This is a genomic window from Pseudomonas batumici, assembly GCF_000820515.1.
GTDB lineage: Bacteria > Pseudomonadota > Gammaproteobacteria > Pseudomonadales > Pseudomonadaceae > Aquipseudomonas > Aquipseudomonas batumici.
The window spans coordinates 1-24773 of sequence record NZ_JXDG01000049.1; the positions used below are offsets into that span (position 1 = coordinate 1).

Annotated in this window: 26 protein-coding genes; 4 read left to right on the top strand and 22 right to left on the bottom strand. The window is 56.0% G+C overall.

All coding sequences use genetic code 11. The features are described from left to right. The 9 genes from UCMB321_RS18675 to thrC form a co-directional block, all read right to left on the bottom strand. Positions 1-395, bottom strand: a 395-nt coding sequence (locus UCMB321_RS18675; RefSeq protein ID WP_040069676.1) for an ABC transporter permease subunit, incomplete at its 3' end; no start/stop codon positions are given. Next, positions 392-1120: an ABC transporter permease gene (locus UCMB321_RS18680; protein WP_040069679.1), complete on the bottom strand. Its 729-nt coding sequence runs from the start codon at positions 1118-1120 to the stop codon at positions 392-394. The genes UCMB321_RS18675 and UCMB321_RS18680, both read right to left, overlap by 4 nt. A 57-nt stretch (positions 1121-1177) precedes the next feature. Beyond that, positions 1178-1960, bottom strand: a complete 783-nt coding sequence (locus UCMB321_RS18685) for a transporter substrate-binding domain-containing protein (RefSeq protein WP_052451307.1) — start codon at positions 1958-1960, stop codon at positions 1178-1180. A 657-nt stretch (positions 1961-2617) separates the two neighbouring features. After that, positions 2618-2935: a DMT family transporter gene (locus tag UCMB321_RS18690; protein ID WP_040069744.1), complete on the bottom strand. Its 318-nt coding sequence runs from the start codon at positions 2933-2935 to the stop codon at positions 2618-2620. Positions 2936-2994: 59 nt separating this feature from the next. Further along, a complete protein-coding gene (locus UCMB321_RS18695; protein ID WP_040069681.1) occupies positions 2995-4197 on the bottom strand; it encodes a trans-sulfuration enzyme family protein in 1203 nt (400 codons plus the stop codon). Positions 4198-4339: 142 nt separating this feature from the next. Next, complete coding sequence (locus UCMB321_RS18700; RefSeq protein ID WP_040069746.1) at positions 4340-5752, bottom strand: aldehyde dehydrogenase family protein; 1413 nt, start codon at positions 5750-5752, stop codon at positions 4340-4342. 2 nt (positions 5753-5754) lie between these two features. After that, entirely contained in the window at positions 5755-6804 is a 1050-nt protein-coding gene (locus UCMB321_RS18705) for a homoserine dehydrogenase (protein ID WP_040069684.1), read from the bottom strand. 130 nt (positions 6805-6934) lie between these two features. Next, positions 6935-7372 (bottom strand): Lrp/AsnC family transcriptional regulator, encoded by a 438-nt coding sequence (locus tag UCMB321_RS18710; protein ID WP_040069686.1) that lies wholly within the window; start codon positions 7370-7372, stop codon positions 6935-6937. A gap of 14 nt (positions 7373-7386) precedes the next feature. Further along, positions 7387-8790 carry a threonine synthase gene (gene thrC, locus UCMB321_RS18715; RefSeq protein ID WP_040069748.1) on the bottom strand — a complete coding sequence of 468 codons (1404 nt, stop codon included), beginning with the start codon at positions 8788-8790 and terminating at the stop codon, positions 7387-7389. 410 nt (positions 8791-9200) lie between these two features. On the opposite strand from thrC, the gene UCMB321_RS18720 reads away from it, so the two are divergent. Beyond that, positions 9201-9683, top strand: a complete 483-nt coding sequence (locus tag UCMB321_RS18720; protein WP_040069689.1) for a DinB family protein — start codon at positions 9201-9203, stop codon at positions 9681-9683. 75 nt (positions 9684-9758) lie between these two features. Here the strand turns inward: UCMB321_RS18720 and UCMB321_RS18725 are convergent, their stop codons facing one another. Both UCMB321_RS18725 and UCMB321_RS18730 read right to left on the bottom strand, forming a co-directional pair. Next, entirely contained in the window at positions 9759-10652 is an 894-nt protein-coding gene (locus UCMB321_RS18725) for a dihydrodipicolinate synthase family protein (RefSeq protein WP_040069690.1), read from the bottom strand. A 30-nt stretch (positions 10653-10682) separates the two neighbouring features. Continuing rightward, positions 10683-11381, bottom strand: coding sequence for a B3/B4 domain-containing protein (locus UCMB321_RS18730; RefSeq protein ID WP_040069751.1), 699 nt, complete (start codon positions 11379-11381; stop codon positions 10683-10685). 46 nt (positions 11382-11427) lie between these two features. On the opposite strand from UCMB321_RS18730, the gene UCMB321_RS18735 reads away from it, so the two are divergent. Further along, positions 11428-12045: an XRE family transcriptional regulator gene (locus tag UCMB321_RS18735; RefSeq protein WP_040069693.1), complete on the top strand. Its 618-nt coding sequence runs from the start codon at positions 11428-11430 to the stop codon at positions 12043-12045. An 83-nt stretch (positions 12046-12128) separates the two neighbouring features. Here UCMB321_RS18735 and UCMB321_RS18740 read toward each other — a convergent pair whose 3' ends face one another. Both UCMB321_RS18740 and UCMB321_RS18745 read right to left on the bottom strand, forming a co-directional pair. Further along, entirely contained in the window at positions 12129-13607 is a 1479-nt protein-coding gene (locus tag UCMB321_RS18740) for an APC family permease (protein ID WP_040069695.1), read from the bottom strand. A gap of 86 nt (positions 13608-13693) precedes the next feature. After that, entirely contained in the window at positions 13694-15187 is a 1494-nt protein-coding gene (locus UCMB321_RS18745) for an aldehyde dehydrogenase (protein ID WP_040069698.1), read from the bottom strand. 278 nt (positions 15188-15465) lie between these two features. Here UCMB321_RS18745 and UCMB321_RS18750 point away from each other — a divergent pair, with 278 nt between their 5' ends. Further along, positions 15466-16200 (top strand): FadR/GntR family transcriptional regulator, encoded by a 735-nt coding sequence (locus UCMB321_RS18750; RefSeq protein WP_040069701.1) that lies wholly within the window; start codon positions 15466-15468, stop codon positions 16198-16200. Positions 16201-16305: 105 nt separating this feature from the next. Further along, positions 16306-17049: a PDC sensor domain-containing protein gene (locus tag UCMB321_RS18755; RefSeq protein ID WP_040069703.1), complete on the top strand. Its 744-nt coding sequence runs from the start codon at positions 16306-16308 to the stop codon at positions 17047-17049. A gap of 36 nt (positions 17050-17085) precedes the next feature. Here the strand turns inward: UCMB321_RS18755 and UCMB321_RS18760 are convergent, their stop codons facing one another. From UCMB321_RS18760 to UCMB321_RS31820, 9 genes are all read right to left on the bottom strand, one after another. Beyond that, positions 17086-17802, bottom strand: a complete 717-nt coding sequence (locus UCMB321_RS18760) for an ABC transporter ATP-binding protein (protein ID WP_040069705.1) — start codon at positions 17800-17802, stop codon at positions 17086-17088. Further along, positions 17799-18647, bottom strand: coding sequence for an ATP-binding cassette domain-containing protein (locus tag UCMB321_RS18765; RefSeq protein WP_040069708.1), 849 nt, complete (start codon positions 18645-18647; stop codon positions 17799-17801). The genes UCMB321_RS18760 and UCMB321_RS18765 overlap by 4 nt, the downstream gene beginning before the upstream one ends. After that, positions 18637-19491, bottom strand: coding sequence for an ABC transporter permease (locus tag UCMB321_RS18770; RefSeq protein ID WP_040069711.1), 855 nt, complete (start codon positions 19489-19491; stop codon positions 18637-18639). Before UCMB321_RS18770 ends, UCMB321_RS18765 begins: the two co-directional genes overlap by 11 nt. Beyond that, a complete protein-coding gene (locus tag UCMB321_RS18775) occupies positions 19488-20498 on the bottom strand; it encodes an ABC transporter permease (protein WP_040069715.1) in 1011 nt (336 codons plus the stop codon). The genes UCMB321_RS18770 and UCMB321_RS18775 overlap by 4 nt, the downstream gene beginning before the upstream one ends. Positions 20499-20518: 20 nt before the next feature. Further along, on the bottom strand, positions 20519-22096 hold the full coding sequence (locus tag UCMB321_RS18780; RefSeq protein ID WP_040069718.1) for an ABC transporter substrate-binding protein: 1578 nt from the start codon (positions 22094-22096) through the stop codon (positions 20519-20521). 704 nt (positions 22097-22800) lie between these two features. Beyond that, positions 22801-23094, bottom strand: a complete 294-nt coding sequence (locus UCMB321_RS18785; protein WP_040069720.1) for a type II toxin-antitoxin system RelE/ParE family toxin — start codon at positions 23092-23094, stop codon at positions 22801-22803. After that, positions 23082-23354, bottom strand: coding sequence for a CopG family ribbon-helix-helix protein (locus tag UCMB321_RS18790; RefSeq protein WP_040069754.1), 273 nt, complete (start codon positions 23352-23354; stop codon positions 23082-23084). Before UCMB321_RS18790 ends, UCMB321_RS18785 begins: the two co-directional genes overlap by 13 nt. 131 nt (positions 23355-23485) lie before the next feature. Next, positions 23486-23602, bottom strand: coding sequence for a hypothetical protein (locus tag UCMB321_RS31815; protein WP_425338583.1), 117 nt, complete (start codon positions 23600-23602; stop codon positions 23486-23488). Positions 23603-23908: 306 nt separating this feature from the next. Beyond that, on the bottom strand, positions 23909-24772 hold the full coding sequence (locus UCMB321_RS31820) for a methyl-accepting chemotaxis protein (protein WP_425338584.1): 864 nt from the start codon (positions 24770-24772) through the stop codon (positions 23909-23911). Position 24773: the final 1 nt, after the last annotated feature.

Here is a 24773-nt window from a genome sequence, read left to right on the forward strand (position 1 = left end):
TCGCCGTGGTTCATGCTGCGAATCGCCCCGGCGAAAATCTCCGTGGTGTAGGCGCAGGTGTTCAGGGCAAAGGCGAGGATGGTGCAGTTCATCGCATCGCGGAAGAACACATCGAGCACCGGTTGCGCGCGGACCGCGGCCAGGCTGTAGATCCCGGTGTAACAGATCAGCAACTGGATATAGAGCGGCGTACCGCGAAACAGGTAGGTGTAAAACTGCACCGGCCAGCGCAAATAACACTTGGATGAAACCCGGGCAATGGACAGCGGCACCGACACCAGAAAACCGATGAAGATCGAGGCGCTGAGCAACCACAGGGTCATGGCCAGGCCGGTGATGTGGTAGCCATCGCTATACAGGAAAGGCTTCCAGTAATTGTGCAGGAGTTCAATCATCGTACAGCCTCCCGAGAACCGGTTGCGTAATGCCGTTCGAGCCAGCGCAGGACATAGTTTGATGCGCTGGTGATCAGCAGATAGATACCCGCGGCCAGCACCAGAAAATAGAACAACTGGTAGGTACTTTTACCGGCGTCCTGAGCGGCCTTTACCAAGTCCGCCAGGCCGATAATCGACACCAGCGCAGTGGCCTTGAGGATCACCATCCAGTTATTACCAATGCCCGGCAGAGCAAAACGCATCATCTGAGGGAAGACCACGAAACGAAAACGCTGGACGCGACTCAAGCCATAGGCAGTGGCCGCCTCCAGCTGTCCACGTGGCACAGCGAGCATCGCCCCACGAAAGGTCTCGGTGAAATAGGCTCCGTAGATAAAGCCCAAGGTGATGATCCCGGCAGCGAACGGATCGATCTCGATGTATTCCCAGTCCAGTGCCACGGTGATGACGGTCAACCCGGTTTGCAGGCTGTAGAAGATCAGCAGCATCAGCACCAGGTCTGGCACCCCGCGAATCATCGTGGTGTAGAGCTGGGCCGGGAGCCGCAGCAGTTTGACACTGGAGAACTTGGCACTGGCGCCGATCAGGCCGAGCAGGACACTCAACAGCAGCGACAGTATCGATAACTTGACGGTCATCCAGGTGCCCTCCAGCAACAGAGGACCGAAGCCCTTCAAGCTATACATGGAGAGCCCGAGTGTCTGTAACAGTATTTCGAACATGATTCAGGGACCTATAGCGATAAAAAAGCGCCCACCCTTCAGGCAGGCGCCAGGGCGTCATTTGCCGCTGTAGAGATTCAGATCGCCGAAGTATTTTTTCTGGATCGAATCGTAGGTGCCGTCATCGTGTAACGCCTGGATACCTTTATCCAAAAAGGCCCTGAGGTCCTTGTTGCCCTTGGTGATACCAATAGCTGTTTTGGCTGGCAGCAAATCGCTGTCGACTGGCTGGCTGACTTCGTAATCAGCGCCTTGTGGCAAGTTCAAAAAACCCAGTTTGGCCTGCAGCATGTCCTGGATCGCTGCGTCGAGACGACCGGAAGTCAGGTCGTAATACACCTGATCCTGGTTCTGATAGGCCTGGGTTTTCACGCCGGCCTTGTCCAGAACGGCTTTGGCATAGGCTTCCTGGATACTTCCTTGCAAGTAACCTACGCTCTTGCCCTTGAGCGAAGTGACCTCCTCGCTCAGGCCAGAACCTTTCTTGAATACGTAAGAGGTTGGCCCGGAGAACAACTCAGTCGAGAAATCGATGACCTTTTCGCGTGCAGGGGTCACCGTCATAGAGGAGAGCACACCGTCGAACTTGTTGGCCTTCAGGCCTGGAATCGTGCCGTCGAAATCGCTCTCGACCCATGTGCACTTGACCTTCAGTTCAGCGCAGATTGCGTTGCCCAGGTCGATATCAAACCCAGTAAGGCTACCGTCGGCGGCTTTGGACTCGAATGGTGCGTAAGAAGCATCAACGCCAAATCGCAGTTCTTTGTATTCCTTGGCTACCGCGATATTCACGCACAGCGGGAACAGTACGAACACAGAAACTTTTCGAAGCGAAATCATATGAGCATCCCTAGATATTGTAGTTTGATTTAAGGGCAGTTAACGATTTAACAGCTTTGACCGCAGTATTTTTTTGGCATTTTTTTAGCCCGTGACACGACGGCCACATTTTTATTAGCCATATACCCATTCAAGGACGGTCGCCAGGCACTGCTTTAGTTTTCAGCGCCGACGATTTAGGACTATTTTCACGTAGTCACAACAAGCGCCTCACGTTCATGCTTGGGTACTGAAATACTACTCCAATGCAGGGCTGCCCCAAATATGGCAAACCGATCAATGTTGCGAGCAAAACGCTCTCCACAGAGAGCATTTTGCTTGACTGGAAATTATTTTTTAATGCCATTTATTAGTAGATCAAGATCTCCTACTGATATCATCCGATAGTGTCATGCGCTGATCATCAGCAAGCCTCAGATCAATAATCAGGAAGGGTAACGAGATCGCGCGCCCCAGGGGCAGGAGTAAGGAACCGAGAAACCAATGTTTCACCAGCAACGGATATTGCTTAAGCGCCGCAAGCTTTTAAATCATTCAAAGTTTTTTGAACAACCTTATGCCATACATGCATAAGGCTGCCCTCACTCATACCTTTGACAAGTTACTCTCGCGACAAATTTTTATCTAGCTGATTCATTCAATCAACCACGAAGAACCTTAAACTGAAGCCAGCTTCATCATCACAAGCCCGCTGATAATTAAAATGGCAGCGACAACACGCATCAGGCTCGCGGGCTCGCCTAACAGCATGATACCGACGGCAAACGCACCGACTGCACCAATGCCCGTCCAGATCGTATAGGCCGTGCCAAGCGGCAGGCTTTTCATCGAAAACGACAGAAGAGCAAAGCTGGCTATTACCATCACCAAAGTAACAATTGTGGGTCCTAGCTTCGTCATGCCTTCAGATTGTTTCATCGAAAAAGCCCAAACAACCTCAAGTAATCCCGCAAAAATCAAGCACACCCAAGCCATGTAGGGGCCTCCAATGAAAAAGTCCAGCGCAACCCGGACCCTCAGCAAGAGCATTCAAATCAGTTGAATGTCTCATCCAGGGCGATGGAAATATCTTTGATCAAGTCCTCTGGATCCTCGAGCCCAACCGAAAACCGAAGGTGACCGTAGGTACGGAACTCTTCAGGATACTTGTCAAAGCCGCCTCGACCTTCTGCCCCCACATGCACGATCAAGGATTCATCGTGCCCCAGGGATACAGCGGACGTGATGATCCGCAGATTCGAAACAAACCGATTCTGAGTGTCTGGATCGCCTTTGACAGCAAAAGCCATCATCGCTCCATAGCCGCGGCCCGCGAATTGCCGGCGGGCTAACTCATACTGTGGGTGAGACGGCAGACCGGGGTAGTAGACGTAGGCAATACGTTCATCGGACGCAAGAAATGCAGCCAGTTTTTCGGCTGAGCTCAAATGCTGCTTCAATCGCAGAGGCAACGTGACAGAGCCACGCATGATCATCCAGGCGTTGAATGGAGAGATGATCGCACCGAGATCAACAAGAGCCTCGTGCTTGATTTTAGTGATCAGTTCGGTAGAACCGATAACCACCCCACCCATGGAGTCCCCATGACCGTTGATATATTTGGTCAACGAGTGGACGACCAGGTCTGCGCCATGCTTGATGGCCTGGAAAAATGGAGGGGGGGTAAAGGTTGCATCAATGGAAGCCAGTGCCCCATGCGCATGAGCGATTTCAACGATCGCGGCAACATCAGCCACTTTTGTCGTCGGGTTGGCAATGGTCTCGGTATGGATCAGTTTGGTGTTAGGCCGGATAGCTTGCCGGACCGCCTCCAAGTCACCCATATCGACAAATGAGGCCTCAATGCCATAACGCTCTGGAAGAAGCTCAGCAAAGAGACGCCAGACAGCCTCATAGGTGACATCGCTGACAAGAATATGACCACCGCTTTTCAAAAAGGTGAAAAATATCGAATGGAGTGCCGCTACCCCAGTAGCAAACGCAACCGCCGCTTCACCGCCTTCAAGCGCTGCAAGCTTTTTCTCCAGACACACCTGGTTATGGCCCTGATTTCGCGTGTATACAAGGCCGTCTGGGCTGGACCAGTCCATCGTTGATGGATCGTCTGGAAGCAGATAAGAGTTGGCCATCACCAACGGAGTGCGAACCGCCCCCGTTGTGGCGTCAATGATATTACCGCCATGAACAGCCAGGGTAGCCACCGATAGCGTTGCTAGATTTTTTTTGTCGGGACGCATAGCTAAATCCTCTTCAGTTACTGTGTTTTTATGTTATTGACTCTGAAGTTGCCCATGGAAATAGACCAGACCCTTCCAGACAGAAGGGCCTTATCGAGGATCAGAACTCATCCTCTGGACAACTCTCTATCCCTGTTAACTATCAAGTAGCACCGTTCAAACAAATAACCTTTGGCTGCGTCATATCCTCATACGCAAAACGTACGCCTTCGCGGCCCATGCTTCCGTATTTGAAGCCGCCAAACGGCATCGCATCAAAACGATAGTCGGATGAGTCATTAATCATCACGCCGCCTGCTTCAAGTTGCTTGGCAGCTTTCATGGCAACCTTTAAATTGCTGGTAAAAATACCAGCATGCAAACTGTATTCCGGGCCATTGGCCAGTATCAGCGCTTCATCAAGCGAATCCACAGACTGAAGAATAACGACCGGACTGAATACCTCTTCGTACCACACCTTACAGTTCTGGCTTACATTCTCCAGGACTGTGGGTGAATACAACGAGCCTTGGCGTACGTTGCCAATCAACAAGTTTGCCCCTTTATCAATAGCCTCATTGACCACCTCTTCGCTGCGTTTTGCTGACACTTCAGTGATCATTGGGCCAACATCCGTTCGTTCGTCAGCCGGGTCCCCTACGACTAAAGCACTTGTCTTCTCAACAAAAAGCCTTTTGAAGGCTTCATAGATCGTTGCTTCAATCAGAATTCGTTGAGTACCGATGCAGTTCTGGCCAGCCGCCCAGAATGCCCCTGACACACAAGATTCAACCGTTTCGTTCAGGTCGCAGTCAGCCATCACGATGACGGGGGCATTGCCACCGAGATCCATGACCAATTTCTTGAGGCCGGCGTTGCGGGAAATCTGCTCACCGGTCACAAAACCGCCCGTGAAGGAAACCATGCGCACTGCACGATGGGCGACAAGCGCCTTGCCCAAGGCCGACCCACCAGTGGCGATGGAAACAACCTCGGTAGGCAGGCCCGCGGCATTGAGGCAACCGACCAGCTTGATAGCTGATAAGGGCGCGAGCTCGGAGGGCTTGAGAACAACAGCATTGCCGCCAGCGATGGCAGGCCCCAACTTGTGGGCTACCAGGTTGAGAGGGTCGTTGTACGGCGTAATCGCAACAATCACCCCCAGTGGCTCACGGGTGAACCAACCTTGGCGGGACTCGGATCCGACATAAGCGTCGAATGGGATGACTTCGCCGGCATTGCGTTTGGCTTCTTCGGCAGACAGTTTCAACGTGTTGACGCAGCGCAAAACCTCTTTCCTGGCTTGCTTAAGCGTCTTTCCAGACTCTGCAACGATCAGACTGGCGAACGCATCTTTATCACTCTCAACCAGGGCCGCCGTTTTTTCCAGGATCCGAGCACGTTCATGCCTCGGTAATCCCCTGGCCATTTGCGCGCCTAGCTTCGCGGTCTCAATGATCATAGTGGCCGATGAAGCCGGGACATCGGTCACCTCTCCGACCGTCGAACCGTCATAAGGGCTCAGGACTGTTATGGCTTTATAATCAGCAGCAAGCGAAAGACTCAAGCTATTCATGATCATTTACCTGTCTTGATTTTTTTCTTATGAATGCTGACGATATCGGAGAGCAACGCAAAAGCCGTTTCATATCGACCGGCGCCCGCCCCCGAAACCGTTACAGGGCCAAGAATATTGGTACTGAACGTGATTGCATTAGTGGCGCCACTTACACCTGCCAGCGCATCGTCCTGGGGTAATAGTTGAGGACTCACCGAGGCAGAAATGGAGCCATCCTGCAGCTTTTTAGCACTGCCAATCAGTTTCCAGCGAGCCTTCGATTTCGTGGCCTCGGCGATATCGTCGGCCGTGATTTGCGAAATGCCTTTGCACGAAACATCACTCGGGGTCAGCTTGGCCCCGAGGAACTCGTTGGCCAGAATCACGACTTTGAGACGAACATCATGCCCTTCCACGTCTGCCGTTGGGTCAGCTTCTGCGTAACCCAGTTCCTGGGCTTTGGCGACGGCATCCGCGAAATCGAGCCCCGTTTCCATGCTGGACAGTACGAAATTCGATGTACCGTTCAAAATCCCTTTGAACTCGGTAATTTCCGCGCCCGCGAGTAGCTCCTGGGCCAGGCGGATGACTGGGGTACCGCTCATCACTGAGCCTTCGAATTCGAAATGTGCCCCAGTTCTTTCGGCCAGCTTTTTCAGACTTTCGGCGTGCAGCGCCACCGGTCCCTTGTTGGTTGTGACGACACTGATGCCTTTTTCCAGGGCCCAGCGACAGAAGGTGGTGGCAGGCTCACCGTCCACAGGATTGGTGAAGGTCGCTTCAGCGACAAGATCAGCGTCCGAGAAGCGGATCACGGTCTCATTGGCAGGTTCAGCACTCCCTGTTGGCAGAGTGCGAAAGGCGCCTTGGGTCGCCGGTACGGCAGCCAGTTCTTTGGCATTCAACCCGTTCTTGTTGATAATGGAACCCAGGTAAAGATCACTGACCCCCACAATTTTGAGCGTGAAGCCCAACTCATAAGCCCAACGCTCGTTCTTATCCGCAATGAGTTGAGCTAAAGCACGGTTTACGCCACCAAAGCCAAGCAGAGCAATTTTATATTCAGTCACGACAAGGGCCTCATTGTTATGTTCTCGGTACCGAAATATTAAGCTGCTGCTGTGCTCATCCGAATATGGCAAACAGATCATTATTACGAGCAAAATGCTCGCGCGGGAGGCGTTTTGCTTTTCTAACGCGTTATTTGGTACACGACAACACAAAAGATGTGACCGTATTAAGTACTCCTGGCAACGCCGAGATATCATTCCAGACCCGATGAATACGATCCGAGCTGCTGGCTTCGACGGTCAATACGATATCAAGGTCGCCACTCATGACATTACACGAGATAATTTCAGGCATTGCCACAATTGAACGCACCACATCCGCACCACGCATCCGGTCTTTTCGATACACAAAGATCAGGGCATTAATGGGCCCTACCTCGGAGCTCGGCGCACCTTTTACAATGGTATAGCCTTTTATGTACCCATCCCGCTCCAACCGCTCTATCCTGAGCCTAACGGCATTTCGAGATAAATTAACCTTCACGGCAATGTCGTTATGAGCAAGCCGCGCATTACGCGTCAACTCTTCCAGAATTTTTTCATCGACCTTATCTAAAACGCGCTTCATCTCTGACTCCAGGTCTATCGCGAGCGAGACATCGTGTCTTTGGATATATCCTTGATGACTTCCATAAGGATGCCGACATCATTGGGAATTGAAATACATAGGTCGTTAGATAAGGGTTGAGCACTTGCACCCTTGATCGGACAGGGCACATCCGCTTCTGCAAGAACTGAGGCGGCTGTTGCCGGATGTGTAGTTGCCAGGCATATCATAGGGATCAGCAAACTACGCCTGCTGACACGGGCCGCTCGCAATCCAATCGCCGTGTTAGGGCTAATCAAGTAGCCATTTTGGACAAATACTTCATGAATACTACGAAACGTTTCTGCATCCTCGACCGCCAGCGAATCAAATAGCTTGCGTGCCTCCAGCCACTCATCCCTCTCCAATTGAATCTGACCGTCACCCTCCAGCAGCTCCATATTCCGCGCCACTTTGTCACCGCAGCGATTGAGGATGCTCCATTGCAGCCGCTCAAAATTTGAGGCCAACGACACGTTCATGCTGGGCGTCTTGGTACTGCAGATCTCTGTCCGACTATAAAAATTGGACTGTAAAAATTTATGCAACCCTGCGTTGGCGTTCGTGGCGACAATTAATTGCCTAATGGGCAGCCCCATCTCTCTCGCCATATAACCTGAATAAAGAGCACCAAAATTTCCTGTGGGCACGCTGAAGGCAATTTCTCTTTTGGGTGCGCCCAACTGAAGAGCCGAATAGAAATAGAAGGCAAGATGCGCAAGCACCCGAACCCAATTTATGGAGTTAAAAGATATCAGTTGCTGGCCGGTTTCATTTCTTCCTCGCAGGATCTTTTCGCAGAGCCGATGACAATCCGAATAATCACCCTCGACAGAAATATTAACGATATTCCCTTCTGCCGTGCTCAATAAACGACGTCGATGCTCCTCCGTGGTTCCTTTGGAAGGATGCAGAACAATCACTGTTACGCCATCCATGCCATTGAAGGCTTTTATAGCCGCGGCCCCTGTATCTCCGCCGGTGCAACCGATGACCAGCGCGCGCTTACCGGACTTTGTCAACGTGTACTCAACCAGGCGCGACATCAATTGGAGACCGAAGTCTTGATAAACGCCCGCCGGGCCATGGAACAGCTCTAAAACCCACTCGTTGCTGGCCGTTTGGTAAAGTGGAGCAACCGCTTTACTTTTGAACCGTTCAAATGTTTCCTCAAGCATTCGAGACAGCTCATCTTGAGGTATGTAATTGCCCATGAAAGGCTCGATTACATGACGTGCCAGCTCATTAAATGGCAGCCACTCAAGCTTCAGAAGGTCCTCTTTTTTGAAGCGAGGCACCTTATGTGGCACAAAAAGCCCTCCATCCGGGGCATAAGCACCCATCAGGACCTCACTGAATTCGAACTCTTTACCAGGCGTCCGTGTGCTGACGTACTTCATGATTTGAGACACCCTCTCGCCATCTCTGAGCACTGCCATCTGTACCCGAGACGGTGCCCTACTGAAATTCACTGCTACTGCGGTCCCTTCCCGGGCAATGCCGGGACTTTCTGGAGGACTGAACGAGGTTGTTCTCATCAGCAAGCGCAATATTGATCGGTGTCTCGCACACCGTCCGTGCCAGGCTAGATGGGTTTGCACATCGGCCTTGAAAGCTCCTACCGCCGCCCATTCAAGCTATCATCCATTGACTAAAAAAGTCAATATAGTGACTATTCCACCTGTCCAGTCGCGCCTCCAGCCATCTGTGCCTAAGCTCCCTCCCCACGACGATCAAAGGAGGGACCTACCTGCTCTATCGTCAGGCGTGCGCAGGACAGAAAAAATTTTGGGTAAACCAGGAGTCTGTTATGAGTGCCTCGAATATTCTTCACCAGCTTTACAAGTACAAGTCATGGTCCGAGAAGGAGCTTTTCAAGTATTTGAAAGCTCCCGCAGCAGAGAATGTTCCAACGGAAATGGAGAAGGCACTTTATTGGCTGGCTCATATCAACATTGTTGACCAGCTATTCATTGCCCGGCTGCAAGGAGAACCCGAGGAATTTGACTCGGTAGTGACCGAAAAAAGACAAGATCTGCATCGACTTGAAGAGAATTTTGCGAGGGCGAATCAGTGGTTTGTCGAGTACACCCGTACAATCACTGGCCCGCAGTTGGCCGAGCGCGTGGTGTTTACTTTCACCGATGGGAAGCCTGGAGACATGAGCAAAGAGGAAATTCTTGCCCATGTACTTTCACATGGGCTACAGCATCGAGGCAGCGTCGCGACAATCTTGCCTCATGAGGTGCTTAAGGATCATAAAGACCATTTCACTACGTTTTTGAAACGCTAAGGCTCTGCCGTGATGGGGTGCGCCATGTTCCACTTGGCGCACCTCGGCCAATCCTGCGCATTCGCCACAGCCGACTTAACTCAGCTCCAGCTCGTCTATCACTGAAGCAATTCGCTGACGCCCTTCTCCACTGACCACCTTGAGCGGCAAAGGCAGGCTCGGGGAGGTGCAAAACCCACGAATCTCCGCGGCAGTTGCCACAACACGCAAGCCCCCCCCCAATTGCCTGAAGAGCGCCCACAGAGGCTTTAGACGATCTGATAGACGTGTCGCCTCCTGGGCATTGCCTGACAGCGCCGCCTGGGTAATCGCCAGTGCGCTCTTGGGGAACAAGCCACCCATGACCGAGTACCAGGCTTCGCAGCCCGCATTCAAACCCGTTGCGGCAAGTGCATCACCACTGACTCCGATAGTCACGTGCTCCGGAATCAGCGCTCGAAGACGATCGACTCGTGATTTTGCCTGATCTGGCGCTTCAGGAACGCCAGGGATCTTGATGGAGCGTACGTTCGGCAAATGGGCGATACGCCCGTGGAGTTCGTCAGTGAATTCGAAATGTGCGGTACCAGGATTATCGTAGACGCACAGCGGGATGGAGATATTGGCCGTGACCGTTTCGTACAACGAGAAAACCTCTTCTGCCGATAGCTTCTGATAGGAAACCGGTGGCAGCAACAATGCCTTGACTCCGACCTTTTGCGCATCCTCTGCCAGTAACAGGACATCCCGCGTGCGCAGGGCCCCGATACTGACCATGACGGGGATATTCCCGGCAACCTCTACAGCCAGTTGCGCGACCCGGGAGCGCTCAGCACGAGAAAGATACGCGTAACTGCCGGTGGATCCGAGCGCACCAATGGAATCCACTTTCGCAGCCACCAATTGTTCCACAAGACGAGTAAATGCACCTTCGTCTACACCCAGCTCACTCATGGGCGTCAAAGGAAATGCGCTAAGGCCGGTAAACATGGGTTATGCCTCCAATGTGTGACTCTGCAATTAAATCGTCACATCCGAACCAATGAGTGCGCTCTCGATCTGGGCACCCGGCATCATCAGTTGCAAGCCTTCAATCAGCTTGTCGCCGGCTTCCGTCAACGCCTCAAGTGGCATGGCCGGCAGACTTTCCAGAATGAACCACATGTGCTTTGCATCGGCACTCAGCCGTGTTCTGACGCCTTGGCGCCAATTCCAACGGCGGCACGTCACCCCTTTGTCGTCTCGCCAGACAACCTCACCCGAGTCAGGATACTCGTGGGCTGGGGCACCTTCTTTCATGGTGTCAAACAGTTCGGTTCCGTCAGCGACGGCGAGGCGCGGCGACCCCACATAAGCTTCGATATTCTCACCGCCGACAGGGACCGCATACTCAATGCTGATTGCATTGTAGAGATCCACCACCGGGTCGATGCTCGGCAGGCTACCGTCACGCAGAACCCGTTTGCGCAGCGCTTCAGCCGAGCAAGGAGTACGCTGCGGTTTGGCACCAAATTTTCGAAAGAGATCCGCCCACGCAGCCAAGTGAGCGTCCGCCCAACTGGCACCTCCTGCCGCGACTGACTGACAGGCTCGATCCAAAGCTTCCCTGGCGATGTCCGGATTGGCGATCGGTGCAGCTTCGACCACAATGCTCAACGCTCTGAACTCAGGGGCCAGATTGGCAACATCTTGGTCGATTGACGGCAGTACGGACAGCATCAGAGAATCCCCTTTAACCCTAAATTTCATCACATGCTAGCGACCAATGACCAAAAAAGTCAATATATCGACCTACCCGGGCGCTGATGCTCAGGCTGTCAGTGAAGCGGTAGCCCGCAAGCTCAAATATGAGCGAAAAAAGCAGAAAATCACCCTGGACGAGCTTTCCCGTCGCGCGGGTGTCAGCAAGGGTATGGTCGTTGAAATAGAGAAATGCACCGCCAACCCCAGCATCGGCATCCTGTGCAAAATCGCCGCGGCGCTAGGTCTTTCGGTGGCGGATGTCGTGAATGTGGCGGACAGCCCTTCCGCCCACCTGATCGACAGCCAGGATATCCCTACCCTCTGGACCGGGAGCCTGGGCGGTTCGGCACGACTGCTTGCCGGGACAACCGGCCCGAATATGATTGAGCTATGGCGCTGGGAAATGTTTCCAGGGGAGTCATTTGCCTCGTCAGGACACCCGCAGGGCACTTTTGAATTGTTCCATGTAGAGAAAGGAACCCTTCAATTCAAAGTGGGCGAGACAGAACTGACCATTAACGCAGGCTGCTCCGCAGTGGCAAGAACAGATCTGCCACACGCCTACTCCAACGGCGGGAAGTCCAAGCTGACGTTCACGATGTCCGTTACCGAAATACATCAGTCAGCACCAGAGATCTAACATTTGCACAATTGAAATTCGAAACGTCATCGCTTAGATGAATGGGCTTACCTGCCGCGCCAGGCGGCAGGCATGGCAGTCGCCTAGCGGTTTCTCCAAGCATCCGAAGCTGGAGCACGGCCCTTTTCGTAGGGACGAAACAGGGTCATGTAGACGATACCGACGAGAATAACAATGGCACCGACAAGAACGATGCCGTAGTTCACGTACCAGGGAGCGTCCGGCGTGCGCGGCCAGGACATGTTGACGATGGCGAACAAGCCGTAGCAGAGCGCAGCGATGTTCACTATCCATCCCCAACGTCCCATGTTGAACTGCCCCTTGGGCCTCCAGCCACGCAGACGAGCATACAGAGCCCCACCGACGATCATCTGGAAGGCCAGGTAGATACCGATGGCAGCAAAGCTCACCACCAGGGCAATGGCATTCTGAAGATAGAAGCCGACACATACGATGATTGCCGGCAGCACGCCACAGACCACCAGGGCCGCGGTTGGAACATGCGTCGTCGGCGAGAGTTTTTTCAGTACATTGCTGCCCATAAGCATTTCGTCTCGCGCATAGGCATAGAGCAAGCGACTGGCAGAGGCCTGCAAGCTCAGCACGCAGGAAACGAACGAGACCGTAATCACCGCCATGACGACCCTGGAGCCAACTGGGCCGAACGCTGCGCCGAAGATGGTGGACATGGGGTCCTTATCCTTCCCGGAAATAACCGCGACCATGTCAGGCACGGCAAGGATAAGTGCCAGGGCTGCAAAGATCGAGGCAGCGCCGCCGATCCAAATGGTCATCCGCATGGCCTTGGGTACCTGCCGGCTGGGATTCGGAGTTTCCTCGGCAACATCGCCACAGGCTTCAAAGCCGTAGTAGAGGAACATCCCCGCCAGCGAGGCGGTGAGGAAGGCTGGCCAGTAAGCCCCGTCGATGGAGATGTCAAAGGTGTCGAACAAGACACTCAGGGGCTGGTGGCGCTCGAAGATCAACAGGTAGCCACCGATCAACAAAGCCCCAACCAGTTCACAAAGAAAACCAAACATCGCCACCCGAGCCAACAGCTTGGTGCCACTGAGATTCAAGACCGTTGCGATGGCTGTCAGCACCATAGCAACCCAGGTATTAGTCACCGGCGAAGACTCGAAACCCAGCAGGCTGGCAATGTAGGGACCAGCACCCAAGGCGACGGCAGCAATCGTAACGCATAGCGAGATGGCATAGATCCACCCCACCATCCAAGCCCATTTCTTGCCAACCAAGCGACGGGCCCATGGATAGACGCCACCGGAAATCGGGTACTGGGATACCACCTCGCAAAAGATCAGACACACCAGCATCTGGCCGAATCCCACCAACAGGTAGGACCAGAACATCGGCGGCCCACCAGCGGCCAAGCACAGGCCGAACAAGGTGTAGACCCCGACCACCGGGGACAGGTAGGTGAACCCAAGGGCAAAGTTCTGCCACAGGCTCATACTGCGTTCGAAATTCGAGGTGTACCCAAGAGCACGAAGTTGCTCCGCATCCTGGTCCACAGCCACCGTGGCACTTATTGAGCTGTTCATTCAGACATCCTTCAAAAAGGAATTTATTCTAGTGAGCGTTGATCGGACGGTGCATCCCGCCCGTGGCGCGGTTAACGAGGGCGGCCTCAGAGTTGTATCCAGGTAGCCTTGATCTCGGTGTACTTATCGAACGCATGCAAAGATTTGTCGCGACCATTGCCGGACTGCTTATAACCACCGAATGGCGCCATCATGTCGCCGCCATCGTAGAGGTTGACCCAAACACTCCCGGCACGAAGTGCGCGGGCCATCTTGTGGGCTCGAGACAGGTCAGCCGTCCAGACGGCTGCCGCCAACCCGTAAGGAGTGTCATTGGCGATGCGTACCGCGTCCTCGGCTTCGTCGAATTCGATCACTGACAATACGGGACCGAAGATCTCTTCCCGAGCGATACTCATCGAGTTGCTGACGTTGTCGAACAGGGTTGGCTCGACATAGCTGCCGCCGGTTTCCACGCCTGTCGCGTGCCCCCCCAGCAGTAACTGCGCACCTTGTCTCTGCCCCTCCTGGATGTACTGCAACACGCCTTGCAGATGACGGTCGTCCACCAATGCTCCGACGTTGGTATCAGGGTCGAGCGGATGGCCTGGCTTCCACCCCTTCATGGCCTCGACAACCATCGGTACAAAACGCTCCTTGATGGACGCCTGCACCAGCAAACGTGAACCGGCGGTGCACACCTCGCCCTGGTTGAAGGCGATGGCAGTCGCGGCCGCTTCGGCCGCCACCTGCAGATCGGGAGCATCGGCAAACACGATGTTGGGACTCTTGCCGCCGGCCTCGAGCCAGACCCGCTTCATATTCGACTCCCCCGCATAAACCAGCAATTGCTTGGCCACTTGGGTAGAACCGGTAAATGCCAAGGCATCAACGTCAGCGTGCAAGGCCAAGGCCTTGCCCACGGTGTTGCCATAGCCCGGCAGAACATTGAGGACACCCGCTGGCAGACCGGCGTCCAAAGCGAGCTGGGCGATACGGATAGCCGTCAGTGGAGAGCGCTCCGAGGGTTTGAGGATCACCGAGTTACCGGTTGCCAGCGCCGGCCCCAACTTCCAGGACGCCATCATCAGTGGGAAATTCCACGGCACGATGGTAGCGACCACCCCTACCGGCTCTCGGGTAACCAGCCCGAGCTGATCCTCCGGCGTCGCCGCCACTTCATCGTAGACCTTGTCGATCGCCTCACCGCACCAGCGAATACTGTCAATGGTCCCCGGGAGATCGACAGACAGCGCATCGGAAATCGGCTTGCCCATGTCCAAGGTTTCCAGCAGCGCCAGTTCTTCGGCATGGGCCTGCAACAACTCGGAAAAATGCACCATCACGGCTTTGCGTCTTGCAGGCGCTTGGCGTGACCAAACACCGGACTCGAACGCCGAGCGGGCGCTGGCTACCGCAAAATCGGCATCCGCGGGACCGCAACTCGCGACCAGGCCAAGCAGACGCCCGTCGATAGGACTTATGCACTCGAAGGTGGCACCTGAACGGGCCGGCACATATTCGCCATTGATAAAGGCTCGCCCTTCGATGTTCAGCGTCTTGGCTCTCGCCTCCCACTCTGATCGGGTCAACTGACTCATGGTTAAAAGTGCTCCTAGGTTCGGATGGGGCGATCTTGAATCGCTAATACATATGGAACCATATCTTTTAAGCTGTGAGAACCCCCCGGGAAAGCGACGAAAAAGCAGGTTTTTTGACTTTTTATGCAAAAAAACTCTAGAATTTCTAAGCGATATGCACAAAAACCAGTATGAAATATGGAATAGAATTTTAAAAAATGCATACGACCGTACGCGTTTGACGCTACATCGGACTCTTGCCACAGACGTAAACGGCGCCGCCCATGAATGAATCAGCCATGAGCCCTACTTCGAGCCTCATACACCTTAACCAGGAAGGGAAAACGGAGTCTGTTACCCGTCGTCTGATAGAAATGATCGACCTGGGCCTGTTCGCGGAAGGTGAGCAGCTACCCAATGAAAGTGCCTTGGCCACCCAACTCGGCGTTGCCACGGTCACTCTGCGAGATTCACTCGCGGTCTTGCGCACACGCGGGGTGATCGAAACCCGGCGCGGACGTAACGGCGGGAGCTTCATCTGCGCTGCGCCGCAAACCTCGGATCAGTCCCTGTTCAATCAACTGCGTGAAATCAGCACGCTTGAACTGCGCGACCTCGCCGATGAACACGCGGCCATTTCAGGCGCGGCCGCCCGATTGGCGGCTCAACGCGCCGGACCTGAGCAACATGCAAAGCTGGGCAGCTTTATCGACGCCCTGGCCAAGGCTCAAGAGCGACGAGAACGCCGGCGCGCCGACGCCAGGTTCCATATCGAAATAGCCGTGGCAGCGCAGTCTGTGCGCCTGACTCACAGCGAAGCACGCTTGCAGGCAGAGCTCGGGGAATTGTTATGGCTGCCATTTGCCGGCCAACCGGATCCACTAGCCATCGAAAGGGAACACAGGGCTATCCTGGAAGCCATCGTGGCGAACGATGCCAATCTGGCCGGCGCACTGGCAGAAGCCCATGTCACACGAGGCGTTCGCCGCCTGAGCACCCTACGACTACAACAAATGGCAGAAGGCGACTCATGAATGGAACGAAACTTGCCAAGCTACCCGCTCGTTATGCAGCGAGGCGTCGCGTACTCCGTCGGCTGCAGACACCGCATTGTCCTCTCTGAGTCATGAGGTAGAGCCATGGCTAACGAAATGCCAGCAAACGAGTTGTCCCAATGCGCCACGTTGATCAACGCTTCCATCCGTAACGTATTCAAGGGGCTCAACGACGTGAGCGCCCAAGTGTTGAGCATTTGGGAACATTCGCGTTGTAAAACGAAGCGCCCCGGCCAAGGCGACCTCAAGTCATTGCGGCCGATAATCCGGCAAATCCTGAACTCGGAGAGCGTCAAGTTTCATGGTGCAGGCGTTGTCTTCGCACCTGGTGAGCTGGAAGATCGCGAGATGCATCTGGAGTGGTGGTGCCGAACCCAGAAGGAAGAGATCCAGCCTCTGATGCTGAACCTCAACAGTCACAGCGATCGTTTTTACGATTACCTGCACATGCCCTGGTACACCCGTCCCCAGCAAACTCGGCGGCCCTCCATAGACGGTCCTTTCGTGGACTTGTACGGCACGGAGCAGTACATCGTTGCCTTTTCGGTCCCTATTTTTTTTGAGGATCGCTTTATTGGCGTAGCCGCGGCCGATATTTCTCTGCACTCCTTGGAGCCCTTGCTTGTGCGCAGTCTTATGCGAGTCAGCAACGAGGCACTGCTACTCAATGCCGAAGGTAGAGTGCTGGCGGCTAACACACCGAGTTGGCTGGCCGGTGACTTGATCCGAGGCGCCCTGAACCTGGACAAAGAGCAGGGTCGCGTCCTGAGTCTTATCGACACGTCGTCATATTGGAGCGTCGTGGAGCGGCCTGTTCCGAGGTTTTGATCGACTCCCTTGTGGTCGGCCATCAAGGTTCCGCGCCTAAGCTGAAGTACGTGCCCGCTCAATCAATGCGGCACGATCAAGGCGTTGTTCAATACATCCTTGCTTGATCAGCAAAGCCCTGTCGCAGAGGTGTGCAACGGTGTTGATATCGTGGCTGACCAGAATCATGCTCATGCCGGTATCGCGGCGCAGCGCCTGGAGAAGATTGAGTATTTCCGCCTGGACGGTCATATCCAGCGCCGAGGTTGGCTCGTCGAGCAACAGCAGCTTGGGCTGCAATTGCAATGCGCGGACAATGGCGACACGTTGGCGCTGACCGCCGGACAATTGATGCGGGTAACGCTCCAGAACCTCGCCAGGCAGCCCTACTTGCGCCAATGACGCCGCCAGGCTGGCCTCATCGAAAGGCAGCCCGTTGATCTGCCGCGGCTCGCGCAAGCTACGCCGGATCCGGTGCAGGGGATGCAACGAGGCGTAAGGGTCCTGGAACACCATCTGGACATCTCGCCGCAAGCTGCCAGTGAAAACTCGTTGAGCGTTAAGGGACCTGCCGAGCAACCGTATCCCGCCCTGCCAATCGCGGTGCAGTCCGGCGAGCACCCGCAACAGGGTCGACTTGCCGGAACCGGAGCCGCCGATCAAACCAAAGCATTCGCCGGGCTCGATCTGCAACGCTTCTATCTGTAGTGCGGTGAAATGACCCAAACCGCGCTTGAAACTCACGGTCAACGTGCTGATGTCCACCAGGCTCATGACCACTCCTCAAGCAAGCGTCGGTTCAGGGTCGGCAACGAGTGCCCATAACTCAGTGCCGAGGGCCGGCAATTCCACAAGGTGCGCGTGTAGGGGTGGCTGGCAGCCGCCAGTTCCGCAGCCCGGCATTGATCGACAATCTGCCCGTGGTGCATCACCAGCACCCGATCGCAATATTTCGCGACCAGGGGCAGGTCATGGCTGATCAGTAGCAGCCCCATGCCCCGCTGCTCCACCAACCCCATGATCAGCTCAAGCATCTGGTGCCGCAGGTCGCTGTCCAGCGCCGAGGTGGGTTCGTCAGCGATCAACAGGCGAGGATCGTTGATCAGCATCGCCGCCAGCATGACCCGCTGGCCCATGCCACCGGACAGTTCATGGGGGTAGCTGTCATAGAGGGCCGTCGGATTCGGCAAGCCTACTGCGTCGAGCATGTCCAATACCTTCTCACGGCGCTCGCGACGAGTCAGTCGCGTGTGCAACACCAGCACCTCCTCGACCTGGGTACCAACCTTGAGCACCGGATTGAGGGAGTATTTAGGATCTTGCAGCACCAGCGACAGCCGCGTACCGCGCAAGGCCTGCCACTGCCTGGCACTCAACCCCAGCAACTCGCTGCCCCCCAGGCGCAGATGCTCGGCAGTGACCTGACCGGGACGCGGAACAAGACCCAGCAGCGCCCGCGCGGTCAATGACTTGCCCGAGCCGGACTCACCGACCAAGGCAACCTTTTCGGTGCCGACTGTGAAGTCGATCCCCTTGACCACCTCAACCGGCTCACCGTCTCGTCCCGCAAACCGCACCCGCAGGCCGCGTACATCAAGCAGGGAATCATCAAGTGCCATGGCGGGGATCCAGAACATCGCGCAGGCCGTCACCCAGCAGATTGAAGGACAGGCTCGCCAGCAGAATGGCAATACCTGGTGCCGCGGCGACCCACCATTGATCGAAGATGACACGGCTGCCATCAGCGACCATCGAGCCCCATTCGGCCGCTGGCGGCTGCACGCCAAGCCCGAGGAAACCGAGCCCGGCAGCCGCCAGGATGATGCCGCCCAGATTCAACGCCACCCGCACAATCACCGACGGCAGGCACAGCGGCAACACGTGACCGAGTAACAGACGCGCGCCGCGTATACCTTGCAGATGAGCAGCGGCGAGATAGTCGCTGTCACGCAGGACACGGGTCTCGGCCCGCGCCTGGCGGGCATATGCTGGCCAGGCGGTGAGCGAAAGCGCCAGCGCACCATTGAGCAGGCCAGGGCCGAGGATGGCGACAAACGCCAGTGCCAACACCAATTGCGGGAACGCCATGACCACATCGGTCATGCGCATCAGGACACGCTCGGGCCAACCGCCGTAGAAGCTGGCAGTGACACCGACCAACACCCCAATGGGCAAGGTCAGCAGCAACACCAGCAACACCAGCAGCAAGGTCGGACGCGCCCCATAGAGCAGCCGTGTGAACAGATCGCGACCAAAACCGTCGGTGCCCAGCCAATGACTGGCCGACGGTGGCAACAGCCGCTGGGGAATGTCCTGCAGGTTCGGATCGAAAGGGCTCAACCAAGGCGCGAACACCGCCACCAACACCAGCAATACGATCAGGGATACGCCCAGCGTCAATGCCGGCGAGCGATGCCACAATCGTCGCGCAGACACACGGCCGAAAGTCACGGAAAGACTCATAGCAACTCCCGGGTACGCGGGTCGATCATGCCGGCGAGCACATCGGTGACACCATTGACCACCACGAAGCAAAGGCCGATCAGCAACGTGCTGCCGAGAATCGCCGGCACATCGCCCGCGAACAAAGCCGTGGTCAGATAGCGGCCGATGCCCGGCCAGGCAAAAACGGTTTCGGTGAGGATCGAGCCTTCCAGCAAACTGGCATAGGCCAGGGCGACCACCACCACCAGGGTGCCCGCGACATTCGGCAAGACATGCCGCAACAACACGCGACCGCGACCGGCACCTTTGGCCAGCGCGGTGACCACATACTCCTTGCCCATTTCGCCGAGCAAGGCGGAACGGGTGAGTCGGCAGATCCCGGCCATGGAATAAAACGCCAGTACCAGCACCGGCAAGACCAGGTGTGCAAAGGCATTGGCCAAAGCCCCTCCCTCACCGGAGCGCCAGGTGTCCCACAGCATCCAGCCGCTGGGCAACTCGATGCTGTACAGCAACGCATCGTCCAGGCGACCAGGGCCGCTCGCCCACTGCAATTTCGCGTAGAACAGCAACAACATCAGCAGGCCGAGCCAGAACACCGGTACCGAATAGCCGATCAGCGAGAACAACCGCACACAGGCATCGCCCCAGCCACCTGGTCGCCAGGCCGCGAACAGGCCCAAAGACAGGCCCAGACCGGCCCCCAGCAAAATCGCCAGGGTGGCGAGCTCCAGAGTGGCTGGCAACGCACGCTGCAGATCTGCAAGCACCGGCTGGCTGGAGGTATTGGAAATACCCAGGTCACCCTGCGCCAAGCCATTGACGTAATGGCCGAAACGCAGCGGCCAGGGCTGGTCGAGTCCAAGTCCGGTGCGCACCTGAGCCAGCGACGACTCGCTGGCCCGATCCCCGGCAATGCGTAACGCCGGATCGACCGGCGACAGCGTGGTCAACATAAAGGTGAAAAACAGCAGGCCGATCAGCGTGACCAACAAGGTCAACAATCCCGTGCCTGCGACTTGCACTCGGCGTGAGACTCCCCTCCTCACTTGACCTTGCTCACCAGATCGAAATACGGCAGCGAGACGGCGATGTTTTGCAGCACACCCTGGACCCCATCGCGCACCGCAACCTGGTTCTGCCCTTGCAAAGCCACCACGAACGGCGAGTTCTTTTGCACCGCCTGTTGCAAGTCACCATACAAGGCACTGCGTTTGCGCGGATCACGTTCAGCCGCTGCGGCGCGGGTCTCTTCGCTCAGTTGCGGGATGTCCCACTGGGTGCGCCAGGCCAGGGTTTTCGGTCCATTGGCGACGTTGTAAGTGAAGGTGCTGGCATTGGAGTTAGGGTCCAGGTAGTCGGTGCCCCAATAGGTAAAGATCAGTTGATAGTCACGGCTGCGCATTTTCGCCCACAGTTCGCTTTCCACCAGCGGACGTACCGCAATGTCGATACCGGCCTTGGCGAAACTGGCCTGCAGTGCCTGGGCGATATCGGTGTAAGGCGGTTGGTTGAACACGCTCAGCTCGACCCGCGTTCCTTCGGCAATACCGGCTTTCTTCAGGATGGACCTGGCTTTGTCCACATCCAGCTTGAACGGCGTATCGCTCAGTGAGCCGGCCAGTCCCGTGGGCAGAAATGCCTGGTGCACGCTGTACTGGCCCTTGAGCAGATCCTTGGAAATGCTCTGGTAATCCACCAGCCAGCGGGCGGCCTCCCAGAAGGCCGGATTCTTCAAGGCGGGCACCTGCGTGTTGCCGCTGTTGATGCCCAGGTAATAGATCATCGACGAGGGGAAACGCTGGACCTTCAGGCCCTTTTGCTGCTCCAGCGCACTGAACTGATCGGCGCCCAAATCAAACGCGAGGTCCGCGTCGCCCTGCACCACCAGCAGCCGGCGAGCCGCCGGGTCAGTCACGTTCTTGATCACCACGGTCTTCAGTTTCGGTGCGGTGACGGCATGCGGGTTGGCCTGCAGCACCAAGGCCTCATGCGGGGTATAGCTGCGCAACGCGTAGGCCCCGGTACCGGCCGAGTGATTTTTCAACCAGCCATTGCCCAAGTCGCCGCCCTGGGTATGTTTTTCGACTTCCACGGCATCGACAATGAAACCGACGGGCGTGGCCGACAGGATATTCAAGGCGAAGGCACTGCCCACCGCTGCCGGCCAGGCAATTCGGACGTGATGTTCATCCACCCTGGTCAGGAAACCGTCGATATTGTCCGCCGTCCAGCCCAGCTCACCGAGGATGAACGCCGGTGTTTTGTTCAGCTTGACGACGCGCTGCAACGAGTAGATCACGTCCTCGGGACGTACCGGGTCCCCCGAGGTAAAACTGGCCCCGGCGCGCAGCTCGAAAGTCAGGCTTTTGTCGTCACTACCGGCCTGCCACCCCGTAGCCAATGCCGGAACCAGCCTGGACGGCTCATGGCGGTCAGGTTCAATCAAACGCTGATAGACATTGACCAAGGTGTTGGTCGCGGTAATTTCGAAACTCTCGGCGGGATCGAGACTGACGATATCGTCAATCGAACGCGCCACCACCAGCGTATCCGGTGCAGTCACTGCCCATACCGAACCGCTGACTGCCATAGCCATTGCCAAAGTCGTAAGACGCCGCATCGTGAAACCCTCAAGAGAAAATCACCGTTCCTGGGGGTTGACGATATATTCCATTTAGAAATTAAAAAAATAATCTTTAGTCATTACCTTAGAGCTTTTTGCCAGCGGATGGCCCTGGGCCTGGAGCTTGACGCTATTGCGTTACGGCTTCTGCGCAATAGTTCGCAAGCCTGATCGAGCGTAATCGCTCAAGGCTGTCTGGAAACAGGATCAGTGCGAACAGGCTGATACACATGGCCGCCAGCAGATACCAGGCCGGCGCCATCGGATTACCGGTCGCCCCGATCATCCAGCTCACGATAAAGGGGCAAAAGCCGCCAAAAATCAGGGTTCCCAGACTGGAGATCAGCGAAATGGAAGTCGCCCGATGATGGCGAGGAAAGGCTTCCTACATCATCACGATGGTTGCAGCGTTGCTACACAGCAACAACAGCGAATACCCGCCGATCAGCAGCAATGAGAGCGGTTCGCCCAGCCCTGTCGTCGTCGCCTATCTCAACGTCAAACACAAAAAACGCACAAACAAAAACGCCACTCGATTGAGTGGCGTTTTTGTGTATTTGGAGCGGGAAACGACATGCCGAGCCCCACTGCAATCCATTGATTCTGAACGCCTTTATCGTGCGACAACCTCGCTGATAGACAAGACTATGAACGGCGGGATTGGGGCTGGCAAGTCCCCTTCAGCTCAGGGTGGTGGCCTGTCAGTAGCCAGCCTTTCGCTGATGCCGGAACGCCAATACATACACGACTTCTTCCGCGGGAACAAAACGGTAAAGCGCGACATAGCCCGCGTCACCAAAGGCAATGACCAACTCTCGCAACTCAGGTAATTCAGCAAAGGGTCGACCAATCTGGGGATCGGTTTCCAGGCGAGTCAACTGCTGTTCAATGGTTTGAGCCGCCCTGCGCGCCACCTGCGGGTCTTTCTCCGACAGGAAGCGTCGGCAACGCTCCAGCCCTTCACCAGCACCTGCGGTGACAATCAGTCGTGGCACTTGGGAAGCTCCGACTCTTCCTCAGTCCCCCAGGTTTTCAGCCAGTCACGGGTCTCGGCCCCGGTCAGATGCTGACCCGTTTCCTGGTAGGCCTTCCATGAAGCGAGTGCCTCTTGCTTGAAGCTTTCCCGGGCCTCTTCACGTTCCACATACTGAGAGAGGGCTTCACGCATGATCCAGTGAGCCGAACGTTGCCGGGCACCCGCCAACTGCTGGATACGGTGTTTCAAGTCCTCATCGATTTTGATCGACGTTGCCATGCTGGCCTCTCCGATATTCATAGGTATTACCTTTGAATAAGGTAGCAAGCACACTGTGGCCTGTCTATTCAGAGGCATGCCTTGGAATGGGGTTCCAGGCTGTAACCTGACGGGCGGTGGCGAGCAATGCCTCAGCGAAAGCCTGGGCCAACTGCATATCGCTCATCATGAACTGCGGATGTGTATACCCGGTATTCACGCAGCGCCTGCTCCAGTTGCGCACCACGGACGTCCCCAGTCAAAGCCATGTAAACCAGAGCGTCGTCCCAGGCAGCCTTGAAGAGATGCTTTCTCAGATAGCTCACAACATCTCAGGGCCAGATCAAATATGTCTGGGCTTCGTGGGGCCAAACAGACGCCTTTGCCGGACGCTTAGAGGTAGGCTCTAAATCCCCGGATTTGGGAAAACAATTCCAAACGGATCTAATCGTTTCGCTAGGTGCAGGCTCCCGAGCCAAGTATTCGGCAATAGATCATGCCTACCATTCCATCACTGTTGCTTAACTTAATTAGATGATCGCTCCCACTCAAAGCCCGGGAGCGATCTCGCTTCGTCAGACTTTGAAATGGCTGACCATCATCTGCAATTGGTTGCCCAGCCGCGCCAATTCGACACTCGATGCAGCGGTTTCGTCGCTGGCAGCAGCGGTTTGCTCGCAAGCGTCGCGCACATTGATGATGCTGCGGCTGATCTCTTCAGCCACGGCACTTTGCTGCTCGGCGGCCGCGGCGATCTGCTGGTTCATCGACTGGATGTTGGACACCGTCCGGGTGATGTTTCCCAGTGACACACCAGCCTTGCGCGTCAGCGCCACGCTGCTGTCGGTCAGGGCGCGGCTGTTGTTCATCACCGTGGCCACTTGTTGGGTGCCGTTCTGCAGACCGGCCACCAGGCCTTCGATTTCCTCGGTGGACTTCTGCGTACGCTGGGCCAGGCCGCGGACTTCGTCGGCCACCACCGCAAAACCACGACCCGCTTCACCGGCCCGGGCGGCTTCGATGGCCGCGTTGAGGGCCAGCAGGTTGGTCTGCTCAGCCACGGCCTTGATTACGTCCATGACAGTGCCGATCTTGTCGCTTTCCTGCTGCAGCACAGTCATGGCTTCGGTCGAACGCACCACTTCGGTGGCCAGGCGTTCGATCTGGGCAATGGCCTCGCCGACCACCTTGTCGCCTTCGCGGGCCTCACCGTCCGCCGCGGCGGCGGCCTGGGACGCCTGTTCGGCATTGCGCGCGACTTCCTGAACAGTGGCGGTCATTTCGTGCATCGCCGTGGCGACCTGGTCGGTTTCGATTTTCTGGCTGTTGACCCCGGTGCTGGTCTGTTCGGTGACGGCCGACAGTTCCTCGGCGGCGCTGGCTATCTGGGTGACGCCGTCGCGGATACCGCTGATCAGGTCGCGCAGGGTCGTGCCCATG